This window comes from Streptomyces sp. NPDC020422, assembly GCF_044386705.1.
Taxonomy (GTDB): domain Bacteria; phylum Actinomycetota; class Actinomycetes; order Streptomycetales; family Streptomycetaceae; genus Streptomyces.
In genome coordinates this window covers 1-18914 of sequence record NZ_JBIRVJ010000013.1, presented here as the reverse complement: position 1 = coordinate 18914, position 18914 = coordinate 1, and the positions used below count along the sequence as shown (strand labels likewise).

Annotated in this window: 17 protein-coding genes; 7 read left to right on the top strand and 10 right to left on the bottom strand. The window is 73.7% G+C overall.

From position 1 onward, the window contains the following. Positions 1-47: 47 nt before the first annotated feature. Positions 48-485, top strand: a complete 438-nt coding sequence (locus ACH414_RS30015; RefSeq protein WP_391768691.1) for a glutaredoxin domain-containing protein — start codon at positions 48-50, stop codon at positions 483-485. Between the two features lie 7 nt (positions 486-492). On the opposite strand, the gene ACH414_RS30010 is transcribed toward ACH414_RS30015, so the two are convergent. Then, complete coding sequence (locus ACH414_RS30010; protein WP_382540925.1) at positions 493-1752, bottom strand: MFS transporter; 1260 nt, start codon at positions 1750-1752, stop codon at positions 493-495. Between the two features lie 133 nt (positions 1753-1885). Between ACH414_RS30010 and ACH414_RS30005 the strand changes: the two genes are divergently transcribed. Beyond that, the gene (locus tag ACH414_RS30005) at positions 1886-2860 is read left to right on the top strand and encodes a LysR family transcriptional regulator (RefSeq protein ID WP_391768690.1); all 975 of its coding nucleotides are present in this window, start codon (positions 1886-1888) and stop codon (positions 2858-2860) included. 18 nt (positions 2861-2878) lie between these two features. Here the strand turns inward: ACH414_RS30005 and ACH414_RS30000 are convergent, their stop codons facing one another. Beyond that, positions 2879-3262, bottom strand: a complete 384-nt coding sequence (locus ACH414_RS30000; protein WP_398944155.1) for a YrdB family protein — start codon at positions 3260-3262, stop codon at positions 2879-2881. Between the two features lie 205 nt (positions 3263-3467). Here ACH414_RS30000 and ACH414_RS29995 point away from each other — a divergent pair, with 205 nt between their 5' ends. Next, the gene (locus ACH414_RS29995; protein ID WP_398944153.1) at positions 3468-5312 is read left to right on the top strand and encodes a S8 family serine peptidase; all 1845 of its coding nucleotides are present in this window, start codon (positions 3468-3470) and stop codon (positions 5310-5312) included. Positions 5313-5424: 112 nt separating this feature from the next. Here ACH414_RS29995 and ACH414_RS29990 read toward each other — a convergent pair whose 3' ends face one another. From ACH414_RS29990 to ACH414_RS29980, 3 genes are all read right to left on the bottom strand, one after another. Then, a complete protein-coding gene (locus ACH414_RS29990) occupies positions 5425-6660 on the bottom strand; it encodes a glycoside hydrolase family 64 protein (RefSeq protein ID WP_386569832.1) in 1236 nt (411 codons plus the stop codon). 143 nt (positions 6661-6803) lie between these two features. Then, the gene (locus tag ACH414_RS29985; protein WP_398944151.1) at positions 6804-8975 is read right to left on the bottom strand and encodes a protein kinase; all 2172 of its coding nucleotides are present in this window, start codon (positions 8973-8975) and stop codon (positions 6804-6806) included. Positions 8976-9025: 50 nt separating this feature from the next. Further along, positions 9026-9352, bottom strand: a complete 327-nt coding sequence (locus ACH414_RS29980; RefSeq protein ID WP_382540908.1) for a hypothetical protein — start codon at positions 9350-9352, stop codon at positions 9026-9028. 133 nt (positions 9353-9485) lie between these two features. On the opposite strand from ACH414_RS29980, the gene ACH414_RS29975 reads away from it, so the two are divergent. Beyond that, positions 9486-10082, top strand: a complete 597-nt coding sequence (locus ACH414_RS29975) for a hypothetical protein (protein ID WP_398944149.1) — start codon at positions 9486-9488, stop codon at positions 10080-10082. Here ACH414_RS29975 and ACH414_RS29970 read toward each other — a convergent pair. The 5 genes from ACH414_RS29970 to ACH414_RS29950 form a co-directional block, all read right to left on the bottom strand. After that, entirely contained in the window at positions 10034-10276 is a 243-nt protein-coding gene (locus ACH414_RS29970; protein ID WP_382540903.1) for a DUF6296 family protein, read from the bottom strand. The two genes, ACH414_RS29975 and ACH414_RS29970, sit on opposite strands and share 49 nt — an antisense overlap. A gap of 68 nt (positions 10277-10344) precedes the next feature. Beyond that, on the bottom strand, positions 10345-11157 hold the full coding sequence (locus ACH414_RS29965) for an N-formylglutamate amidohydrolase (RefSeq protein ID WP_382540901.1): 813 nt from the start codon (positions 11155-11157) through the stop codon (positions 10345-10347). 48 nt (positions 11158-11205) lie between these two features. Beyond that, on the bottom strand, positions 11206-12165 hold the full coding sequence (locus tag ACH414_RS29960; RefSeq protein WP_386569819.1) for an aldo/keto reductase family oxidoreductase: 960 nt from the start codon (positions 12163-12165) through the stop codon (positions 11206-11208). A 93-nt stretch (positions 12166-12258) separates the two neighbouring features. Then, positions 12259-14538 (bottom strand): MMPL family transporter, encoded by a 2280-nt coding sequence (locus ACH414_RS29955; protein WP_398944147.1) that lies wholly within the window; start codon positions 14536-14538, stop codon positions 12259-12261. A 138-nt stretch (positions 14539-14676) separates the two neighbouring features. Continuing rightward, positions 14677-15123, bottom strand: coding sequence for an Lrp/AsnC family transcriptional regulator (locus ACH414_RS29950; RefSeq protein ID WP_382540895.1), 447 nt, complete (start codon positions 15121-15123; stop codon positions 14677-14679). A gap of 93 nt (positions 15124-15216) precedes the next feature. Here ACH414_RS29950 and ACH414_RS29945 point away from each other — a divergent pair, with 93 nt between their 5' ends. The 3 genes from ACH414_RS29945 to fusA all read left to right on the top strand — a co-directional run bounded on the left by ACH414_RS29945 (position 15217) and on the right by fusA (position 18783). Beyond that, the gene (locus tag ACH414_RS29945; RefSeq protein WP_398944145.1) at positions 15217-16014 is read left to right on the top strand and encodes an LLM class flavin-dependent oxidoreductase; all 798 of its coding nucleotides are present in this window, start codon (positions 15217-15219) and stop codon (positions 16012-16014) included. Then, a complete protein-coding gene (locus ACH414_RS29940; protein ID WP_382540890.1) occupies positions 16011-16451 on the top strand; it encodes a nucleoside deaminase in 441 nt (146 codons plus the stop codon). The genes ACH414_RS29945 and ACH414_RS29940 overlap by 4 nt, the downstream gene beginning before the upstream one ends. 325 nt (positions 16452-16776) lie before the next feature. Next, positions 16777-18783, top strand: coding sequence for an elongation factor G (gene fusA, locus ACH414_RS29935; protein WP_398944142.1), 2007 nt, complete (start codon positions 16777-16779; stop codon positions 18781-18783). The last annotated feature ends 131 nt before the right edge of the window (positions 18784-18914 follow it).

Genomic DNA, 18914 nt, shown 5'->3' with positions numbered 1-18914 from the left:
GGAGTCCGGGACGGCTGCGCACCGGTCGGGCGGTACTCTGCGGCACCATGACACGCGTATGGATCTTGCCGTTGCTGCTCGTGCTCTGCGGCATGGCCGTCGCGAGCGGACAGGTCTCGAACGGGAACCCGGTCGTCGGCGGGGTGCTTCTGCTGCCCTTCCTCGCGCTCGCCGGGGTGAACTCGCCCCTGGTCTTCCCGAGGTCGGTCGGTGCGCGGGAGGCGCGGCGTCGCAGTGCCGTCGACGGGCGGCCCGTCGTCTACTGGCGTCCGGGCTGCACGTACTGCATGCGGCTGCGCCTGCGGCTGGGGCGCCACGCCGGGAAGGCGTACTGGGTGAACATCTGGCGCGACGCCGAGGGCGCCGCCGAGGTGCGGGCGGTCAACGACGGCAACGAGACCGTGCCGACCGTCCTCGTCGCCGGGCGGCCCCACACCAACCCCGATCCCGCTTGGATGCGCGAACAGCTGACCGGCGGCAGCTGAGGCCGCGTCACGCCGGCAGGGGTGCCGGCGTGCGTCGGGGCAGGAGCAGCGGGGTCGCCAGCAGCAGGGCGCCGGCCGCGGCGATCGCGGTGCGGGGGCCGGTTGCGGCGGCGAGCAGGCCCCACAGGGCGGTCAGGGTCGCCGTGCCGGCCTTGCCCGTCACCGACCAGGCGGCCAGGGTGCGCGCCGTCCGGTCCGCCGGGGTCCGCTCCAGACGGCAGGTCGCGAACAGCGGGTTGAACACGCCGACACAGAAGATCAGCCCGAACTCGACGCCCATGACCAGCAGGAGGCCGGCGCTCCCCGGCCCCACGAAGACGAGTCCCACCGGCCAGCAGGCGCGCAGCACCCCGGACACGCGCATCACCCGGTCCCGTCCGAACCGTGCCGCGAGCGGGCGGGCCGCGCGTGAGCCCAGGAGGCCGCCCAGGCAGGGCAGCGCGAAGGCGAGCCCGTACTCCCAGGGGCTGAAGCCGAGCGGACCGAGCAGCAGGACGGCGAGCAGCGGTTCGGTGGCCATGATCAAGCCGTTCACCAGGACCGTGTTGAGCAGCAGGGGGCGCAGGACGGGGTCGCCCAGGATGTGCCGCCACCCTTCCGCCCGCTCCGCGGTCCGTGAGCGCCGTGATCCCCTTCGCGGGGCGGGCTCGGCGGCGGTCCGGCGAGCGGGAGGGGGAGTCGGGTCGCCGCGTGCGGGGTGCTTCTCCGTGCCCCCGATCGCCCGGATGCCCACGGCCGACAGCAGATAGCTCACCGCGTCCGCCACCACGGTCGCCACCGGACCCAGCACGCCCAGCAGGACCCCGCCGAGCGGCGGCCCGAGCAGCGTCGTCGTCCAGGCCGTCGCTTCCAGCCGGCTGTTCGCGGCGAGCAGGTCAGCCGGCTCGACGAGGGTCTTCAGATACGCCCCCGAGGCCGCACCGAAGGTGATGTCGGCCGCCGCGACGACGACCGCGGCCACGAGCAGCTGGGCGAAGCCGAGCACGCCGAGGGCGTACGCGGCGGGGATGCTCAGCAGCACCACGCAGCGGACGAGGTCCATCGCCAGCATCACCGGCCGCTTGCGCCGGAACTCCACCCAGGGCCCGAGCGGCACCGCGACCGCCGCACCCACCGCGGCACCGGCCGCGGCGAGCAGCGCCACCTGCGTGGGGCCGGCACCCAGGACACCGATCGCCACCAGCCCGAAGGCGTTGAAGGCGAGCCGCGAGCCGAACGCGCTCACCGCGTAGGCCGCCCACAGCCATCCGAACCGCCGCCCCAGCACCCGCCACCACCCGATCCCGAACCGCCACAACCGACCCTTGACCCGGCGTATCCAAACGAGCGCGGGGCTCCCTGGTCAAACAACCTTCGCGGTCGAGCCCACAACCATAGGTTGTGTCCCTAAGATCCTCCGCATGGACCTCGACGCCGTGCGCACCTTCGTCGCCGTCGTGGAAGCCGGCCGCTTCCACCAGGCCGCCGCAGACCTGTCGATCACCCAGCAGGCCGTCTCCAAGCGCATCGCCGCGCTGGAGAAGGACCTCGGGGTACGGCTGCTCACCCGCACGCCGCGCGGCGCCGCGCCCACCATCGACGGCACGGCCTTCCTGCCGCACGCCCGTGAGCTCCTGCGCGCCGAGGAGCGCGCCGCCGCCTCCGTACGGCCCGGAAGCCGCGCCCTGCGCGTCGACGTGATCGGCTCCCGGCTGGCCCCCGCCGCGCTGCTCCGGGACTTCCACCGCGCGCATCCCGACACCGCGCTCGACGTCGTGCACCTCTTCGACGCGGAGACGGCCGTCGACGCGGTGCTGTCCGGCGCCATCGACGCGACCTTCCGCGCCGTCCCCGCCCCCGGGCGCCCGCTCCCGGAGGGCATCCGCAGCGTCCGGGTCTTCGACGAGCCCCACCAGCTGCTGACCGGGCCCGCGCACGCCCTGGCCGGCGCCCGCTCGGTCGCCCTCCGGGAGCTGGCGCGGCACCGCGTCTGGATCCCCGGCATCGTCCCGGGCACCGAGTGGGCCGCCTACTACGACGACCTCGCCGAGGCCTTCGGGCTCACGATCGAGGCGACCGGACCCGACTTCGGCATCGAGGGCCTGCTGGACGTGATCGCCGACTCCCCGGCCCTCGCGAGCCTGGTCGGCACCCACACCCGGCTGGTCTGGCCGGCCGCCCACGACCTGCGCCTCATCCCCGTCCACGACCCGGTGCCGGTCTACCCGCACTCCCTCCTGTGGCACGCCGACAACGCCCACCCCGCGCTGACCGCCCTCCGGGCCCACCTCACCACCGGCCCCGCGGCCGCCCGCCCTCGCGACGGGGTCTGGACACCCGGCTGGGCGGACGCCGGACCGACGCAGGCCGACCGGGCGGAGCCCGGAGCGTCGTAGCGGAACGGCCCGCCCTCCTCAGCCGTCCTCGCCCGTCCGCGCCCGGTGCGTCGCCGCGCGCCGGTCCAGTGTCGCCAGGGCCGTGTTCGCCACGGCCACGAGGCCGAAGGCAAGGGCCCCACCCGGCCGGCCGAGGGCGTACAGGGCTCCTGTCGCCGCGCCGAAGACCAGGGCCTTCACGGCGAGGATCCCGGAAAGCGGCAGCCGGATCCGCGCCTTGGGCGCGGCGAACAGGCCCCACAGCACGGCCGCCGCCGTCGGTGCCGCCACGGCGAGCAGCAGGCGCGGGACGGTGGTCGGCGTGCTCTGCCACCCCCACCAGGCCAGCAGGGCGAGGGCGGCGAGCTCCAAGAGGAACGCGAGGCCCTCATTGAGCACGTGCAGGGATGCGGGGAGCTTCATGAGGGAGCATTCTGCGCCAACAGCGGCCGAATGGCGCCGGAATGCCGTCACTTGAGATCAACTCAGATCAACAACGTGTAACGAAAAGGGCCTTGTCGGGCAGAATCCTTCCCTCCGGTACCGCTCGGCTGGGATCTTGCGTCCACCCCACACATCACAGGGCCCGGTCGGCGCCACCAGCGTCTCCGGGCCATCGGAGGACGCTTTGTTTTCCCACATATCCAGCAGGCTGAGACTCACGATCGCGGCCGCTGCCGTCGTCAGCGCCGCCGTCGCCCTCGCCGCCCCCGCCCAGGCGGCAGCGCCCGCCCAGGCCGTTCCGACCGGCCCCTCGGCCCCCGCCGCGTCGACGAGCGCCCGCACCGCGACCGGCACGCAGGCCGCGACCGGCGCGCGGGCCGCCGGCGCCTGGGCCGCCGGCACCCGTGCCTATCTGGTCATCACGGCGCCCGGCGCCACCGCCTCCGCGCAGACGGCCGTGACCGCCAACGGCGGCACCGTCTTCGCCGTCTATGACGCGATCGGCGTCATCGTCGCCCACTCCACCAGCAGCGGCTTCGCCGCCACCATGCGCGGCGTCAGCGGAGTGCAGCAGGTCGGCGCGACCCGCACCTCCGACGTCCCCGCGGACGCCTACGCGCCCGCTCTGCCCGCGAACCCCACGCAGGCCACCACGACGCTGACCGAGTCCAACCGCTGGGACATGACCCAGATCAAGGCCGACCAGGCCTGGGCGGTCAACACCGGTTCCGCCACGGTGAAGGTCGGTGTGCTGGACACCGGCGTCGACGACCAGCACCAGGACATCGCGCCCAACTTCAACGCCGCCGACTCCGTCTCCTGCGCCTACGGCAAGGCGGACACCCGCGCCGGCGCCTGGCGTGACGTCGGCAGCCACGGCACCCACGTCGCCGGTACGATCGCCGCCGCCAAGAACGGCAAGGGCGTCATCGGCGTCGCGCCGGGCGTGAAGATCTCCGCCGTCCGCATCGCGGAGCCCACCAGCAGCCTGTTCTTCGCCGAGAACACCATCTGCGGCTTCGTCTGGGCCGGTGACCACGGCTTCAAGGTCACCAACAACAGCTACTACACCGACCCGTGGCAGTTCAACTGCCCCGACAACGTGGACCAGGCCGCCATCATCGAGGGCGTCCGCAGGGCCCAGGCGTACGCCGAGGGCAAGGGCTCGCTCCAGGTCGCCGCGGCCGGCAACTCCAACTACGACCTGGCGAACAAGACGACCGACTCCGAGAGCCCCAACGACTCGACCCCGGTCACCCGCACCATCACCAACGCCTGCATCGACATCCCGACCGAGCTGCCGGGCGTCGTGACGGTCGCCGCGCAGGCCAGCGGCGGCGCCAAGGCCTCGTACTCCAACTTCGGCAACGGCGTCATCGACGTCGCCGCACCGGGCGGCGACGGCACCACCCAGGTGTACTCGACGCTGCCCGGCGGCAAGTACGGCAACATGAGCGGTACGTCGATGGCGTCCCCGCACGTCACCGGTGTCGCCGCCCTCATCGCGAGCGCCCACCCGACGTACACCCCGGCGGACATCCGCACCGCGCTCGCCGCCCAGGCGAACGACCGGGCCTGCCCCTCGGACACCCGCTGCCAGGGCACCACGGCCAAGAACGGCTTCTTCGGCGAAGGCGCGGTCGACGCGCTCAAGGCGGTGAGCGGCACCACCACGCCGCCGACCGGCACGTACTTCGAGAACCTCAACGACGTCGCCATCGCGGACAACGCCACCGTCGAGAGCCCGATCACCGTCTCCGGCGTCACGGGCAACGCCCCGGCGACCCTGAAGGTCGGCGTCGACATCAAGCACACCTACCGCGGTGACCTCGTGCTCTCGCTCGTGGCCCCCGACGGCACGGTGTACCCGCTGGAGGACTTCGCCAACAGCGACAGCGCCGACGACGTCCTCAAGACGTACACGGTCAACGCGTCCGCCGAGGTGGCCAACGGCACCTGGAAGCTGCGCGTCCAGGACATCGCCTCCCAGGACACCGGCCGCATCGACGCCTGGAACCTCACCTTCTAGGCCGTCGTCTTCCGGGCCGTCGCCCTCGCGCGACCGCCGCACGCGCCCTGCCCCCGCCGTGGACACCACGGCGGGGGCAGGGCGTTCCGGCTCCCGGGAGAGCGCTCGCCACTCAGTCCAGCGGGTCGAGGGTGAGGTACGCCTGCTGCGGGTTGCCGTCGTGCACCAGGGACTCGTGTGCGCCGACGTCGTCGAAGGCGAAGCCGTACGCCTTGCCGTCGGCCATCTGGGCGTGGATCTTCCGGGAGTAGTGGTTGGTGACCGAGTCCTGGTAGAAGCCCGCCGCCGACGTGTCCGGCTGGTGCGGGTTGGCGAGCAGCGTCGAGCGGTTGTAACCCGCGCACAGGGTGCGGGAGATCGGGCCGCGGACCTGGTCGTTGGGGGCGTCGAGCAGCTTGTAGCAGCCGAAGACGCTGTCGGAGTCGGGCTTGCGGAACGAGGTGACGACCGTGCCCGAGCCGTCGGTGAAGTTCATGGTGTCTCCCGACACCCTGCCGTAGTACGTGAGCGAGGGCCGGTCCGCGAACGGGGTCACGGTCAGCGTCTCGCCGGCGTACTTGGCCCAGACGCGGTCGATGTAGCCGGCCATCACGTCCCGCGGCAGCGCGCCCGCCTCGATGCCGTGACCCGGTGCGAGCGCGCGCAGCACCGTGCCGTCGCCGCGCGTCTGGATCAGCCCCGCCCAGCCGCCCGGCTGCCCGCGCAACGCGTCGAAGAAGCCGCGGTAGCCGCCGGCCCTGAGCCGGCCCGTGCTGGCGACGCTGCCGTCGGGGCGCTTCACGCCGACGGCGTACGGCACCGAGAACATGTCGACCTGCGTGCTGTTGATCCACAGCCCGGAGTCGTTCAGGGTGTACTCGGACCAGTTGAAGAGGATGTTCCGATTGGGGTCGCTCGGGTTCTGGACGGCCGGCTGCACCAGGCCGCCCGTGGCCACCTTGAACACCAGCTTCTGCCCGTAACTGAAGTACACGCGCCCCGAGAACTTCGGCATCCGGATGGTGAGCGACTGCCCCGCGGCCGGCCCCGGGATGGCCGCGTCGGGCGCCGGCACGGGGACGGAGCCGCCGGCCGGCCACGGGTGGAACACCCCGGCGGCGTCGGCCCAGCCCTGACGTCCGGTGGAGAGCTCGGTGCCGAGGTTGTAGAGGTAGACGGGCTCGGTGCGGCGGGAGTCGTTCTTGACGGTGAGCGGGATGGTGGCGGGGACGGATGCGGTGGCGGTGGCGGGGGCCGCATGGACGGTGGGGGAGGGGGCGACCAGAGCGGCGACCACGGCCAGGGGGGAGAGCAGGGCGAGGGCGAGCCTGCGGGACGGGCGGGCGTGGAGGGACCGGGGAGAGGGCACGGGGCGGCTCCTTGAGGGGGGACCGGGTGGGGGGAATCCGCGCGTGAGAGCGCTCTCAGAATGTGAGCGCCCCGCCTCCCTGTCAAGGTTCCGAGCCGGATGAGAGCGCGCCGACTCCCTTGGGAAAGCGCCCCGTTGCGGGCTCAGCGCCAGGCGGGATGCCCCTCGGGCGCGCTGCCGGTCGTGAGCTTGCGCTCGCCCGTGCCGTCCGCGCGTACGGCCCAGACGGCCGGCGTCTCGTAGGGGCCGCGGACGAAGGCGAGCCACTGCCCGTCCGCCGACCAGGCGGGGTCCATCTCATGGGCGGCGGTCGCCACGAGCGGACGGTCCCCGGTCCCGTCGGTGCCGACCAGGCGGATGTCCCCCTTGGTGCTGCCCTTGTACGTCCCCGCCGTGTACGCGAAGGTGCGCCCGTCCGGCGACCACACGGCGTCCAGTGCCGGGTGCGGCAGGCGCGTCACCTGGCGCGGGGCACGCTCGGGGGCGGCCGGGTCCACCACGTGGATCTGCCAGTCGCCGGGCGCGGTGGTCTCCAGGGAGACGGCGATCCGGGTGCCGTCAGGGGACCACGCCGGATCCTCCACCCGCCTGGTGCCGTCGGTGAGTTGGGTGACGGTGCCGTCGGCGACGTCGACCGCGAACAGCTGCTGCACGCCGTCCTTCTTGCGCAGGACGGCGAGCCGGGTGCCGTCGGGGGACCAGGAGACCCGGCCTCCGGAGATCTCGGCGATCCGCCGCTCGCCGGAACCGTCCGCCTGCGCCGTCCACACGGCCGAGCCCTCGGGCGTCACCCGGGTGAAGGCGAACGACTTCCGGTCCGGAGCCCACTGCGGCAGGACGTCGCAGCTCCCGCCGGGCAGCAGCCGCCGGGGCGTGTCCGTCGCCGCAGGGCGGACCGCGATCACGCCGTGGCAGGTGCGGGGCCAGCCGGGCGCGGTGTCCTCCCGTACGAGCAGCGGAGCGGTCGGGAACGGCGCGGGGCCGGGGGCGGAGGCGCTCCCCTGCGGCTTACCGCCGTTGCCGGGGGCACCGGACCACGGCTGCCAGATGAGCACACCGGCGGTGACGGCCGCGCACGCGAGCAGTGCCGTGCCGACGACGACCCGCCGGGACGGCTTCCGGCGCTCGCGCCGGTCCGTCTCCCGCTGCTGCCGCGGCTCCGGCTGCGGCCGCGGAAGCGGATCCGGCAACGGCACTGGCTCAGGCTCCGCCCCTGGCCGTGGCCCCGGCTGCGGAACCGGTTCGGGACGCGGATCCGGCAGCGGTTCGGTCTCCGTTACGGGCCGGGTCGGCTGCTCGCCGCCCCCGTCCCGCACGGCGAGCGTCGCCGGGTGCTCCGGGGGGTCATCCGTGGGGCGGTCTGAGGGACGATCCGTGGGGCGCCCTTCCAGCCGGGGATCCGGCGCGGGACGGTCCTGCCCGGGGTCCCGTGATGTGGGGTCCTGCCCGGTGTCCTTCCGCGCGAGCAGCCGGGTCGCCTCGTCCGGCAGCCAGCCGCCGTCCGCCCGGTGCAGGACCGTCAGCCCCTCCAGGAAGGCGGTGGGGGTGGGCCGGTGTGCCGGGTCCTTGGCCATACAGGCCCCGACGGCCTCCCGCAGCGACGGCGGGACGGCACTCAGGTCGGGCTCCTCGTGCACCACCCGGTACAGCCAGCCCGCCGACGGGCCGTCGCCGAACGGGGAGCCGCCCGCGGCCTGGGCGAGCACCACCCCGAGCGCGAACATGTCCACGGCCGGGGTGATGGCGCCGCCCGTGAGCTGCTCGGGCGCGAGATAGCCGGGCGTGCCGACCTGGAAGCCCGTCTGGGTCAGGGCGGCCGTGCCGTCGAGGGCCCGCGCGATGCCGAAGTCGATGACGCGGGGGCCGTCCTCGGCGACGATGATGTTGGCGGGCTTGAGGTCGCGGTGGACCACGCCGGCCCGGTGGATCGCCTCCAGGGCCTCGGCGAGCCCCGCGGCCAGGACGGTGAGGCTGTCCTCGGGCAGCGCCCCCACCCGGTCGAGCACGGCCCGCAGGGTCGGCCCCGGCACGTAGGCGGTCACGAGCCAGGCGGGGTCGCCGTGGGGGTCGGCGTCGACGACCGGCGCGGTGTGGAAGCCGCCGACCTGCCGCGCCGCCTGCACCTCCCGGGCGAACCGGCGCAGGAACTCGGGGTCGGTGCTCAGCTCGGGGCGTACGACCTTGACCGCGACGGCCCGGCCGGACTGGGACCGGCCGAGGTAGACCACGCCCATGCCGCCCTGGCCGAGCCGCCCGACCAGCCGGTATCTGCCGCTGCCGACGGACTCCGGATCACTCGACTGCAACGGCTTCATGCTGTCCCCTCGCGCGACGTTCCGTTACAGGATCTCCCGCGGCGAGCCGATCAGTCCAGGGAGTGCTCCTCCCAGGTCTCGTCGTCGGGGTCGAACTCGGTGTGTGCCGACTCCCAGGTGGCCGAGGCGAGCTCGACACCCGGGACGGCGCCGAGGAGGGCGACCGGGTCGATGAAGTGGGCGAGGGAGCCCGAGGGGTCCACGGCGATGGCCTCGATGGCCTGGGCGCGCTCGTCCTCCTCCAGGTACTCGTCGTCCTGGACCTGGGTGAGGGCGGCGGCCTTGAGCGCGTCCTCGTCGGTGATCTCGGCGACGAGCTCGATGGTGACGCGTACGTAGCGCGGCGCGGACTGCTCGGAAGGGTCGGTGCTGGTCATCCGGGCAGCTTAGGCGACTCCCGCCCCACGCGCGCCCCCCGGGCGGCGGTCCTTCCGAGGGGCGGCGCCGGGCGTCGTAGGATCGCCACGGCCGGGGGGAGCCGGTGGTGGGCCGGGGAGGGGAGCCACGGGGATGGAGTTCCACGTCGAGACGGCGCCGTACGGGCGCAGGCCTCCGGTGCGCCGGCTCTCGCGGCACCCGCGGCGGACGCGTCTGCGCTCGCTCGGCGGCTTGTTCCTCTTCCGCTTCCTCTTCGGCCTGGGCGAGGACCCGGTGGAGGCCCTGGGAGCGCTGTTCGAGCCGCTGCAGAAGGCGTTCCGGCTGCTGGCCCGGATCGTGGCGGGACCAGGGGTGCGCGGCGGCTGGGGCAGCCAGGCCGGGCGCTTCCTGCTCGCGGCCCACGAGCCGCACTGGGTGCGTGACGCGATCCGCGCGGACGACGTGGACGTCCGGCTCGTGCTCGTCGGGGGCGGCGGGCTCACGCTGCGCGCGCCCTGGCAGACGGAGGAGCAGGGCGTGCGTTTCGACCATGCCGGAGTGCGTCCCACCCCGCGCCTGCGCCGTCGCCGCCGTCAGGTCGACATCGCCTTCCCGGACGGTTCCTGGGTGACCGTACGGACGCTCACGTCCCACACCGCGGGCCGGCTCCGTGAGGGGCTGACCGGGGGGACGGGCGGCGCTCAGGACTCGGGCAGCGGCCTGGCCACGACCCCCTGGGGGGCTTCCTGATGCCCGCCCGAGGCGAGGACGCGCACCTCGTCACGGTCGCTGATCTCGGCGCGGATGATCCCGGTCGGATCGGCGTACACGGGATGCCCGCCGGGCCCCTTCGCGTCGGTGCGCTCGACGACCACGAGGTCCTGGACCGAGCCCACTCCGCGGGAGAACACCAGCTCGTACCTGCGTGCGCTCACCCGCCCCATTTTACGCTTCCCTCCCGGCCGGAGCCTTGGGACGGTGCGGTGCCGGGCTCCTGGGGCCTCGTCGGCCCTCACGCGGCGACGGCGTCCAGCAGTTCCGCCAGGGCGGCGCCGAGGGCCTGGACGCCCGGGCCCGCCGGGCCGCCGGGCTCGGTCATGTAGCCGTCGCGGCGGATCTCCACCATCAGGGCGGCGACGCGTGGATCGCGGCGGTAGTGGGCCAGGGGCACGTAGGTCCCCGCGAAGGGGCTGTCCGTGCCGACCTCGCCGAGTCCGGCGAAGGCCTCGCGCGCCGCGGTGAGCAGCGCGGGCGGGGTGTGGAAGGGGTCGGTGCCGAGGCAGACCGGCGGGCGCGGGCCCTGGCCGTGGAGTTCGTACGGCAGGGCCTCGGTCGGGTACGAGTGGACGTCGACGATCACCACGCGACCGGCCGTCGCGAGCCGTTCGGCGACCGCGTCGGTCATGGCCCGGGCGTACGGGGCGAAGTAGCGCTCGACGAGCGGCTCGGGGTCGAAGCCGGCCGGCCGCAGCTCGGTGCGGTGGGTGGTGCGGGTGTACACCGCGCCCATCCCGACGGACAGCATCTCCTCGCGTTCGTCGGGGAAGCGCTCGGGGTCGACGACCAGACGGGAGAGCCGGTTGACGAACCGCCAGGGGGTCGTGCGGGCCCGCGCCGCGGCCTCGGCGGCGATGTCCTGCGTGTACGCGTCGGTGATGTGGTCCAGCTCGCGCGCCAACTCCTCGTCGCCGAGGGTGATCCCGGCGCGCACGTCCGCGGGGATCACGCGGGAGGAGTGCGGTACGTGCAGGAGGACGGGGGAGTCCGGCGCGCCCGGCAGGAGCCGGAAGGAGGCGGCGTCGGGGTGCGGGGCGTGCTCGGTCATCTGGTCTGCCTTCGGAGGGAGTCGGCGGTTCACGAGCGGGGAGTCCTGCTACGGCAGTGCCGCCCCGCGTGCCGTCACCCACAGCGCGTACCACTCCTCGTGGTTCAGGAGGGGCTCGCCGACCGCCGCGTCCCGGCAGGCGCGCACCCGCGCCGGGTTGGTGGTGCCGACCACCGGGACCACACGGGCCGGGTGCCGCTGGAGCCACCACAGGACGATGCTCTCCGGCGTGGTGTCCTTGGCCTTGGCGAGCTCGGCGACGAGGGCGGCGGTCGCACGCTCCTCGGGGGTCTCCTGGCGGCCGGTGTACCGGCCCTGGGCCAGCGGGCCCCAGGCCTGGAGCGTGATCTTGTGGGCGAGGCAGTGCTCGACCGTGCCCGCGGGGAAGCCGTTCGCCGCCGAGGCGGGCGTGTTGACGAGCACCCCGTCCTCCAGCCAGTCCCGGCGCAGCAGGCTCATCTCCAGTTGGTTGGCGGTGAGCGGGAGGCTCAGGTGGTCCTGGATCCGGGCGATCTGGGGCGCGTTCATGTTGGAGACGCCGAACCGGCGCACCAGGCCCTGCCGGTGGAGGGATTCCAGGGCCGCGGCGACCTCCGCGGGGTCGGCGAGCGGGTCGGGCCGGTGCAGCAGGAGCACGTCGAGGGTGTCGGTGCGGAGCCGGGTGAGGCTCTCCTCGACCTTCCGCACGATGGTGTCGCCGCGCAGGTCGTACATCCCGGGGCGGCCGCCCTCGGCGAGCCGGATGCCGCACTTCGACTGCAGGGTGATCCGCTCGCGCAGGCCAGGCGCGCGGGCCAGGACCTCGCCGAAGACGGCCTCCGCCTTGCCCTGCCGGTAGATGTCGGCGTGGTCGAAGGCGGTGATGCCGCTCTCCAGGGCGGCTTCGACCGTCGCCTCGGCGGCGTCGATGTCGGCGGCCGTGTACGGGCTGGGGTCCCAGCTGCCGCCGAGGCCCATGCAGCCGAGGACGAGACGGTGGGGGCGGTCGGGGGTCTGATGCGTGGTCACGGGGCCAGCCTGTCACAGGCCGTCCGCCGGCCGGCAGGGCGCCCACGGGGACGCGACCGCCCCCTTCCCCGCGCACCCGTCCGGCCGGGCCGCTCAGCTTGGCCGGACGGGCGTCTTCGCGTCGCGCTCCAGCGCGGCCTCGCCCTCCGTGTCGAGGTGCGGCAGGATCCGGTCCAGCCAGCGGGGTGTCCACCAGGCGCGGGCGCCGAGCAGGGTCATCACCGCGGGGACCAGGAGCAGCCGCACCACCGTGGCGTCGATGAGGACGCTCGCCGCGAGGCCGAGGCCGAGCATCTTGACCACGATGTTGTCGGAGACGATGAAGGCCGCGAACACGCTGACCATGATCAGCGCGGCGCAGGTGATCACCCGGGCGGTGATCTCCAGCGCGTGCGCGACGCTGGCCTTGGGGTCGCCGGTGCGCAGCCAGGCCTCGCGCACGCGGGACAGCAGGAAGATCTCGTAGTCCATGCTCAGGCCGAAGACGATCGCGAACATCATCATCGGCACATAGCTCTCGACGGGGACCTTGCCGGAGACGCCGAGCGCCGGCCCGCCCCAGCCCCATTGGAAGACGGCGACGACGACACCGTACGAGGCGGCGATCGACAGCACGTTGAGCACGGCGGCCTTCACGGCGACGAGCAGGCCGCGGAACACCGTCAGGATGACCAGGAAGGCCAGGCCCACGACCACCGCGATGATCAGCGGCAGGCGGCTGGAGACGATGTCGAGGAAGTCGACCTGGGCGGCGGTGGTGCCCGTGACGTAGGTCTGCGCCTCGGTGCCGGCGACGGCCCCCGGCAGGACGTCGTCGACGAGGTGGTCGGTGAGCCGGGTGGTGCGCTCGTCCTGCGGGGCGGCCACCGAGTAGGCGGTGCCGATGAGCAGGTCGCCGTCCGGCGTGGCCTGCAGCGGGGTGATGGAGGCGGCGTCGGGGACGTTCGCGAGCGACTGCTGGAGCTTGGTGGCCAGCGCGGCCCGGTCGGCCTGGGGCACGGCCGTCTGGTCCACGACGAGGGTCAGCGGACCGTTGGCGCCGGGTCCGAAGGCGGTGGAGATCAGGTCGTAGGCGCGTCGGTCGGTGAAGGACTTGGGGTCGGCTCCGTCGCCGATATGCCCGAGCTGGATGAAGAACAGGGGGATGGCCAGGATGACCAGCGTCACGACGCCGCAGGTCAGGAAGGCCCAGGGGCGCCGTTCCACGCGCTGGGCGTAGCGGTGCCAGGTGCCGTGCGCGGCGGCGCCCGGTTCGGCGTCGGCCTCGGCGACCGGTGTGCGGACGTGGTAGCGGTCGATGTGCCGCCCGACGAGTCCCAGCATGGCCGGGACCAGGGTCAGCGCCGCGAGGACGGCGGTGACCACGGTGAAGGCGGCCGCGAGGCCCAGTTTGCCGATGAAGGTGACGCCGGAGACCCAGAGTCCGGACAGCGCGATGATCACGGTGCAGCCGGAGACGAGGACGGCCCGGCCGCTGGTGGTCGTGGCGAGTCCGGCCGAGTCGGCGGGATCGTGGCCGTCCATGACGTTCTGGCGGTGCCGGGTGATGAGGAAGAGCGCGTAGTCGATGCCGACGCCCAGGCCGATCATCGTGGCGAGGGTCGGGGAGACCGTGCCGAAGGTGAACGCCGCCGCCATCAGGCCGAGCAGCGCGAGCCCGCAGATCGCTCCGATGAGGGCGGTGACCAGCGGCAGGACGGCCGCGATCACGCTGCCGAAGCCGATCAGGAGGACGACGACGGCGACGGCGAACCCGATGGCCTCGCTGGTGCGGTCGTCGGGCGCGGGCCTGGCCAGTTCGCCGAGCGGTCCGCCGTACTCCACGGTGACGCCGGCGTCGCGCAGCGGCTTGACGGCCGTGTCGACGCCGTTGAGATAGTCCACGCCGAGGGTGGAGGGCGGCACGCTGAAGCGCACCGTGATGTACGCGGTCTTCCCGTCCGTGGACAGCGGCCCCGTGTCGGGCACGGACGACGGGGTGGTCGGCGGGGGAGTGCCCGGTGGCGGCAGCGGGTTCTGGGCGCTGAGCACGTCGGGCAGCTTCTGCAGGGAGGCGACCGCCGCGTTCACGGCGGACGCCTCCTTGGTCAGCGGCTGTGCGGGGTCGTTGAGTACGATCTGTGCGCCGTATCCGCCGGCGGCGGGGTCGTGCGCCTTGAGGACGGCGAGCCCGTCGGCCGACTGCACGCCGGGCAGCGAGAAGTTGTCGGAGTACTGCCCGCCCACCGCACGGTCGGCGATCTGCAGCCCCGCCACGGCGGCCAGCCAGAGCACGATGACGAGGACGAACCGTCGGGCGCACCAGTGCCCGAGCCGGTAGAGGACACTCTTACGCGGTGCGATCCCGCCCGTGGCGGGGGCCTGTGCGCTCATGACGTGCCACGTTCCGGTTGGGGAGTCCCCGAGCGAAGACGACGCCCCGGAAGCCGTACGGCTCCCACGGCCCGTGTCTCCTCACCCAATTGTTCGCCCTCGCAGGAGGCTCGGCATCTCGGGCCGCCCGCCGGTCGGTCACGGCCGGTCGGGCCCCCGGAACGGCAGCGTCTGGCTGTAGACGACGCTGGTGGTCGTCGACCCGAAACCGGCGAGCTCGTCCATCAGCGTCTCCAGGTGCCCCATGGAGGTCGCTGCCACCTTGAGCGTGTAGCAGTCGTCGCCGGTGGTCCGCAGACACTCCAGGATCTCCCGCCGCTCGGCGAGCAGTCTGCGCAGGGGCTGGTGGCGGTTGCCCGGGTACTTCAGCCGCACGACGGCGAGCACGGGATAGCCGACCTTGGACAGGTCGACCGCCGCGTGGTAGCCGGTGATGACGCCCAGGGCCTCCAACTGGCGCACCCGCTCCGTGGTGGCGGAGGGGCTGAGGCTCACGCGCCGCCCCAACTCGCTGAGCGAGAGGCGCGCTTCCTGCTGCAACTGGGCGATGATCGCCCAGTCGACGTCATCGAGATTCGCGGTCACGGCGTGACCTTACCGGGAATTCCATGGAAGAACGCCCGCAGCACGGGGAGTTTCCGCTTCAGCGATCCATGATCGCCTGGATAGTCTCCGACCATGCAACTAGGCGTCAACGTACCGAACTTCGGCCCCGGCACCGATCCCGGAGTGCTGCGTGAATGGGCTCGGGTGGTGGAGGAGCTCGGCTTCGACATGCTCATGCTCTCCGACCACGTGGCCGTCACCCCGGACGTGGCCGAGCGTTACCCCGAGCCGTTCTACGAGCCGTTCACTACGCTCTCCTGGCTGGCGGGTGTCACCGCCCGGCTGCGCCTCGGCACCACCGTGCTCGTCCTGCCCTACCGGCACCCCCTCCTGGTCGCCCGCATGACGGCCAACCTGAACGCGCTCAGCGGCGGCCGGTTCGTGCTCGGGGTCGGCGTCGGATGGGCCCGGCAGGAGTTCGCCGCGCTCGGTGTGCCGTTCTCCCGGCGCGGGAGGATCACCGACGAGCACCTGGCCGCGCTGCGCGAGGCCGGCACCGGCTCCGTACCCCTGTGGGTCGGCGGCAACAGCGAGGCCGGCGTCCGGCGCGCCGTCGCGTTCGGCGACGCCTGGCACCCGCTGCGCGGCACCCTGCCCTGGATGCGCTCGGTCGTGCACGGCCACCGACTGCCCGGCTTCGCGCCCCGCATCGCGCTGCGGCTGACCGCCGCACCCGTCGACGCTCCGGACCGGCTCGCCGGCGTCGGCACCCTCGAACAGGTCCTCGACGACCTCGAACAGCTCCGTCTGCTCGGCGCCGAGACCGTCGTGCTCGACCCCTACCACGGAGACCCCGAGGAGACCCGCCGCCCGCACACCGCATGGCAGGCCCTCACCACCCTCGCCGCCCACCGGAGGACCGCACCGTGATCACGCCCGCCGACGAGCGGCTCCTGCGCCGAGCCCTCGCCATCGCCACCCGCGCCGTCACCCTCGGCGACGCGCCGTACGGCTCCCTGCTCGCCCGGGCCGACGGCACCGTCCTCGCCGAGGCCCACAACACGGTCCGCCGCGACGACGACATCACCGCCCACCCGGAACTCAAGCTCGCCCGCTGGGCGGCGAGCGAACTCGACGCGGCCACAGCCGCCACCACCACCCTCTACACCAGCTGCCAGCCCTGCGGCATGTGCACGGGCGGCATCGTCCGCTCCGGCATCGGCCGCGTCGTCTTCGCCCTCGCGACGGACCAACTGGGCGCGCTGAACCCCGAGTCGGGCGCCTGGCCGAGCGTCCCGCAGGAGGGCCCGGCGCTGTTCGAGGAGGCCCGCGTGCCGATCGACGCGTACTACGGCCCGAAGGGCTGAACGGCCCGTCGGAAAACCGTTGTTCCTCCCGGCCCGCTTCTTCCTACACTCCCCGAAGCGGGCCGGCAGGCCCCGCACGTCCACGACCGCAGAGCCACGAAGGGAGCCGACCATGCGTGCCGACACCACCGCGTGCACACCCGTCGTCTCCCGTGCCCGGTACGACGTGATCCTGGCCTCTTCGTCCCTCCGGTGCCCGCTGCGCGGCCGGCACCGCTGACCCGGGACGAAGACACACGCACGCCCGCTTTCGGTTTCCCACGCGTGCCACCGTCACGGGAATCGCGCTGCCCAGCGACCGCTTCGCACGCGAAAGACCATCATCATGCGTACCCGCCACCTCGCTCGCACCGCCGTCCGCAACCTCGGCATCCTGGCCCACGTCGATGCCGGCAAGACGACGCTCACCGAGCGGTTCCTCTATCTCACCGGTGCCACCCACAAGCGCGGTGAGGTCCACGACGGCACCACCGTCACCGACTTCGACCCGCAGGAGCGCGACCGCGGCATCACCATCTTCGCCGCCGCCGTCAGTTGCGACTGGCACGGGCATCGCCTGAACCTCATCGACACCCCCGGGCACGTCGACTTCTCCGACGAGGTCGAGCGCGCGCTGCGCGTCCTCGACGGTGCCGTCGCCGTCTTCGACGGTGTGGCGGGCGTCGAGCCGCAGAGCGAGTCGGTGTGGCGCCAGGCCGACCGGCACGGTGTGCCGCGCATCGCATTCGTCAACAAGCTCGACCGCGCGGGTGCCGACCTCGACGGCGCCCTCGACTCGCTGCGCACCCGGCTCGGCACCGTACCGCTGGCGGTCCAGCTCCCGATCGGCCGCGAGGACGCCTTCACCGGTGTCGTCGACCTCGTCCGCATGCGGGCCCACGAGTGGCCCGCCGGCGCCGGCACGTACACCGAGGGCCCGGTGCCCGAGGAACTGCGGGACGAGGCCGACCGCAGACGGCGGGCACTCGCCGAGAAGGTCGCCGAACTGCACGGCGCCGCCCTGGAGGAGTACTGCGAGCACGGCACGCTCACGGAGCGGACCCTGGTCGCGGCGCTGCGGGACCTCACCCTGTCCGGCGAGGCCGTCGTCGTGCTGTGCGGCTCGGCGTACCGCAACCGCGGGATCGAGCCGCTGCTCGACGCCGTCGTCGCGTACCTGCCCGCGCCCACGGACATGCCGCCGGTCGGTGGGGCACACCCCGCCGACCCGGAGGCGCCGTTCACCGCGCTCGCCTTCAAGGTGGCCGCGACGCCGACCGGCCGTATGACCTACCTCCGCGTCTACGCGGGCACGATCCGGAAGGGGGACACCGTGCTCGACACCACCACGGGCCGCACCGAACGCATCGCCCGGATCCTGCGCGTCCAGGCGGACCGCGCGACCGAGGCCGACCAGGCCGTGGCCGGCGACATCGTCGCCGTCGTCGGACCGAAGTCGGCCCGCACCGGCGCCACGCTCTGCGATCCGGGCGCGCCCGTCCTGCTCGAACCGCCCGTCGTCGCCGACCCGGTCGTCTCCGTGGCCGTCGAGGCCGGGCGCGGCCCCGACACCGAACGCCTCGCCGCGGCGCTCGCCCGCCTCACCGAGGAGGACCCGTCGCTGGGCGTGCGCACCGACCCAGAGTCGGGTCAGACCGTGCTGTCCGGGCTCGGCGAGCTGCACCTGGAGGTGGCGGTGGAGAAGCTGCGCCGCGCCCAGGGCATCGAGGTCACCGTGGGCCGGCCGCGCGTCGCGTACCGGGAGACCGTCGTCAGGGGCGTGACCGGACTGGTCTACCGGCACGTCAAACAGGACGGGGGAGCGGGCCAGTTCGCCCATGTCGTCGTCGACGTCGAGCCGCTGGAGGACGGGGAGTTCGTGTTCCGCTCGGCCGTCACGGGCGGCCGGGTCCCGCAGGAGTTCGTCCGCGCGGTCGAGGCGGGCTGCCGTGACGCGCTCGTCGAGGGCCCGCTCGGCGGCCACCCGGTCACCGGCGTCCGGGTCACGCTCACCGACGGGGCGACCCATGTGAAGGACTCCTCCGAGCTCGCCTTCCGTGCCGCCGGCCGCTTCGCCCTGCGCGAGGCGCTCCGTACGAGTGAGATGGCGCTGCTCGAACCGGTCGCCGAGGTCACCGTGACCGTCCCGGACACCGCGGTCGGCACGGTCCTGGGCGACCTGTCGGCCCGGCGCGGCCGGGTCACCGACTCGACCACACGCGGCGGTACGGCGGTCCTGACGGCGACGGTCCCGCTGGCCGAGCTCTTCGGCTACGCGTCCCGTCTGCGCGGCCGCACCCAGGGCCGTGGCACCTTCACGAGCCGCCCGGCGGGCTACGCGCCGGCCGGTTAGGCAGGACGGCGCCGTGGGGGGGGGGGGGGGGGCCCCCCGCCCCCCCCCCGGGCCCCCCCGGGGGGGGGGGGGGGGCGGGGCGCACCAAAGCCGGGGCGGGCGGCGGCCCCGCCACCGCCCGCCCGGCCCCC

Bases quoted from the DNA above. Each gene is read 5' to 3' on its own strand.
- ACH414_RS30015 (WP_391768691.1), top strand. From the start codon at position 48: ATGACACGCGTATGGATCTTGCCGTTGCTGCTCGTGCTCTGCGGCATG.
- ACH414_RS30005 (WP_391768690.1), top strand. From the start codon at position 1,886: ATGGACCTCGACGCCGTGCGCACCTTCGTCGCCGTCGTGGAAGCCGGC.
- ACH414_RS30000 (WP_398944155.1), bottom strand. From the start codon at position 3,262: ATGAAGCTCCCCGCATCCCTGCACGTGCTCAATGAGGGCCTCGCGTTC.
- ACH414_RS29985 (WP_398944151.1), bottom strand. From the start codon at position 8,975: ATGAAGCCGTTGCAGTCGAGTGATCCGGAGTCCGTCGGCAGCGGCAGA.
- ACH414_RS29980 (WP_382540908.1), bottom strand. From the start codon at position 9,352: ATGACCAGCACCGACCCTTCCGAGCAGTCCGCGCCGCGCTACGTACGC.
- ACH414_RS29975 (WP_398944149.1), top strand. From the start codon at position 9,486: ATGGAGTTCCACGTCGAGACGGCGCCGTACGGGCGCAGGCCTCCGGTG.
- ACH414_RS29970 (WP_382540903.1), bottom strand. From the start codon at position 10,276: ATGGGGCGGGTGAGCGCACGCAGGTACGAGCTGGTGTTCTCCCGCGGA.
- ACH414_RS29965 (WP_382540901.1), bottom strand. From the start codon at position 11,157: ATGACCGAGCACGCCCCGCACCCCGACGCCGCCTCCTTCCGGCTCCTG.
- ACH414_RS29955 (WP_398944147.1), bottom strand. From the start codon at position 14,538: ATGAGCGCACAGGCCCCCGCCACGGGCGGGATCGCACCGCGTAAGAGT.
- ACH414_RS29945 (WP_398944145.1), top strand. From the start codon at position 15,217: ATGCAACTAGGCGTCAACGTACCGAACTTCGGCCCCGGCACCGATCCC.
- fusA (WP_398944142.1), top strand. From the start codon at position 16,777: ATGCGTACCCGCCACCTCGCTCGCACCGCCGTCCGCAACCTCGGCATC.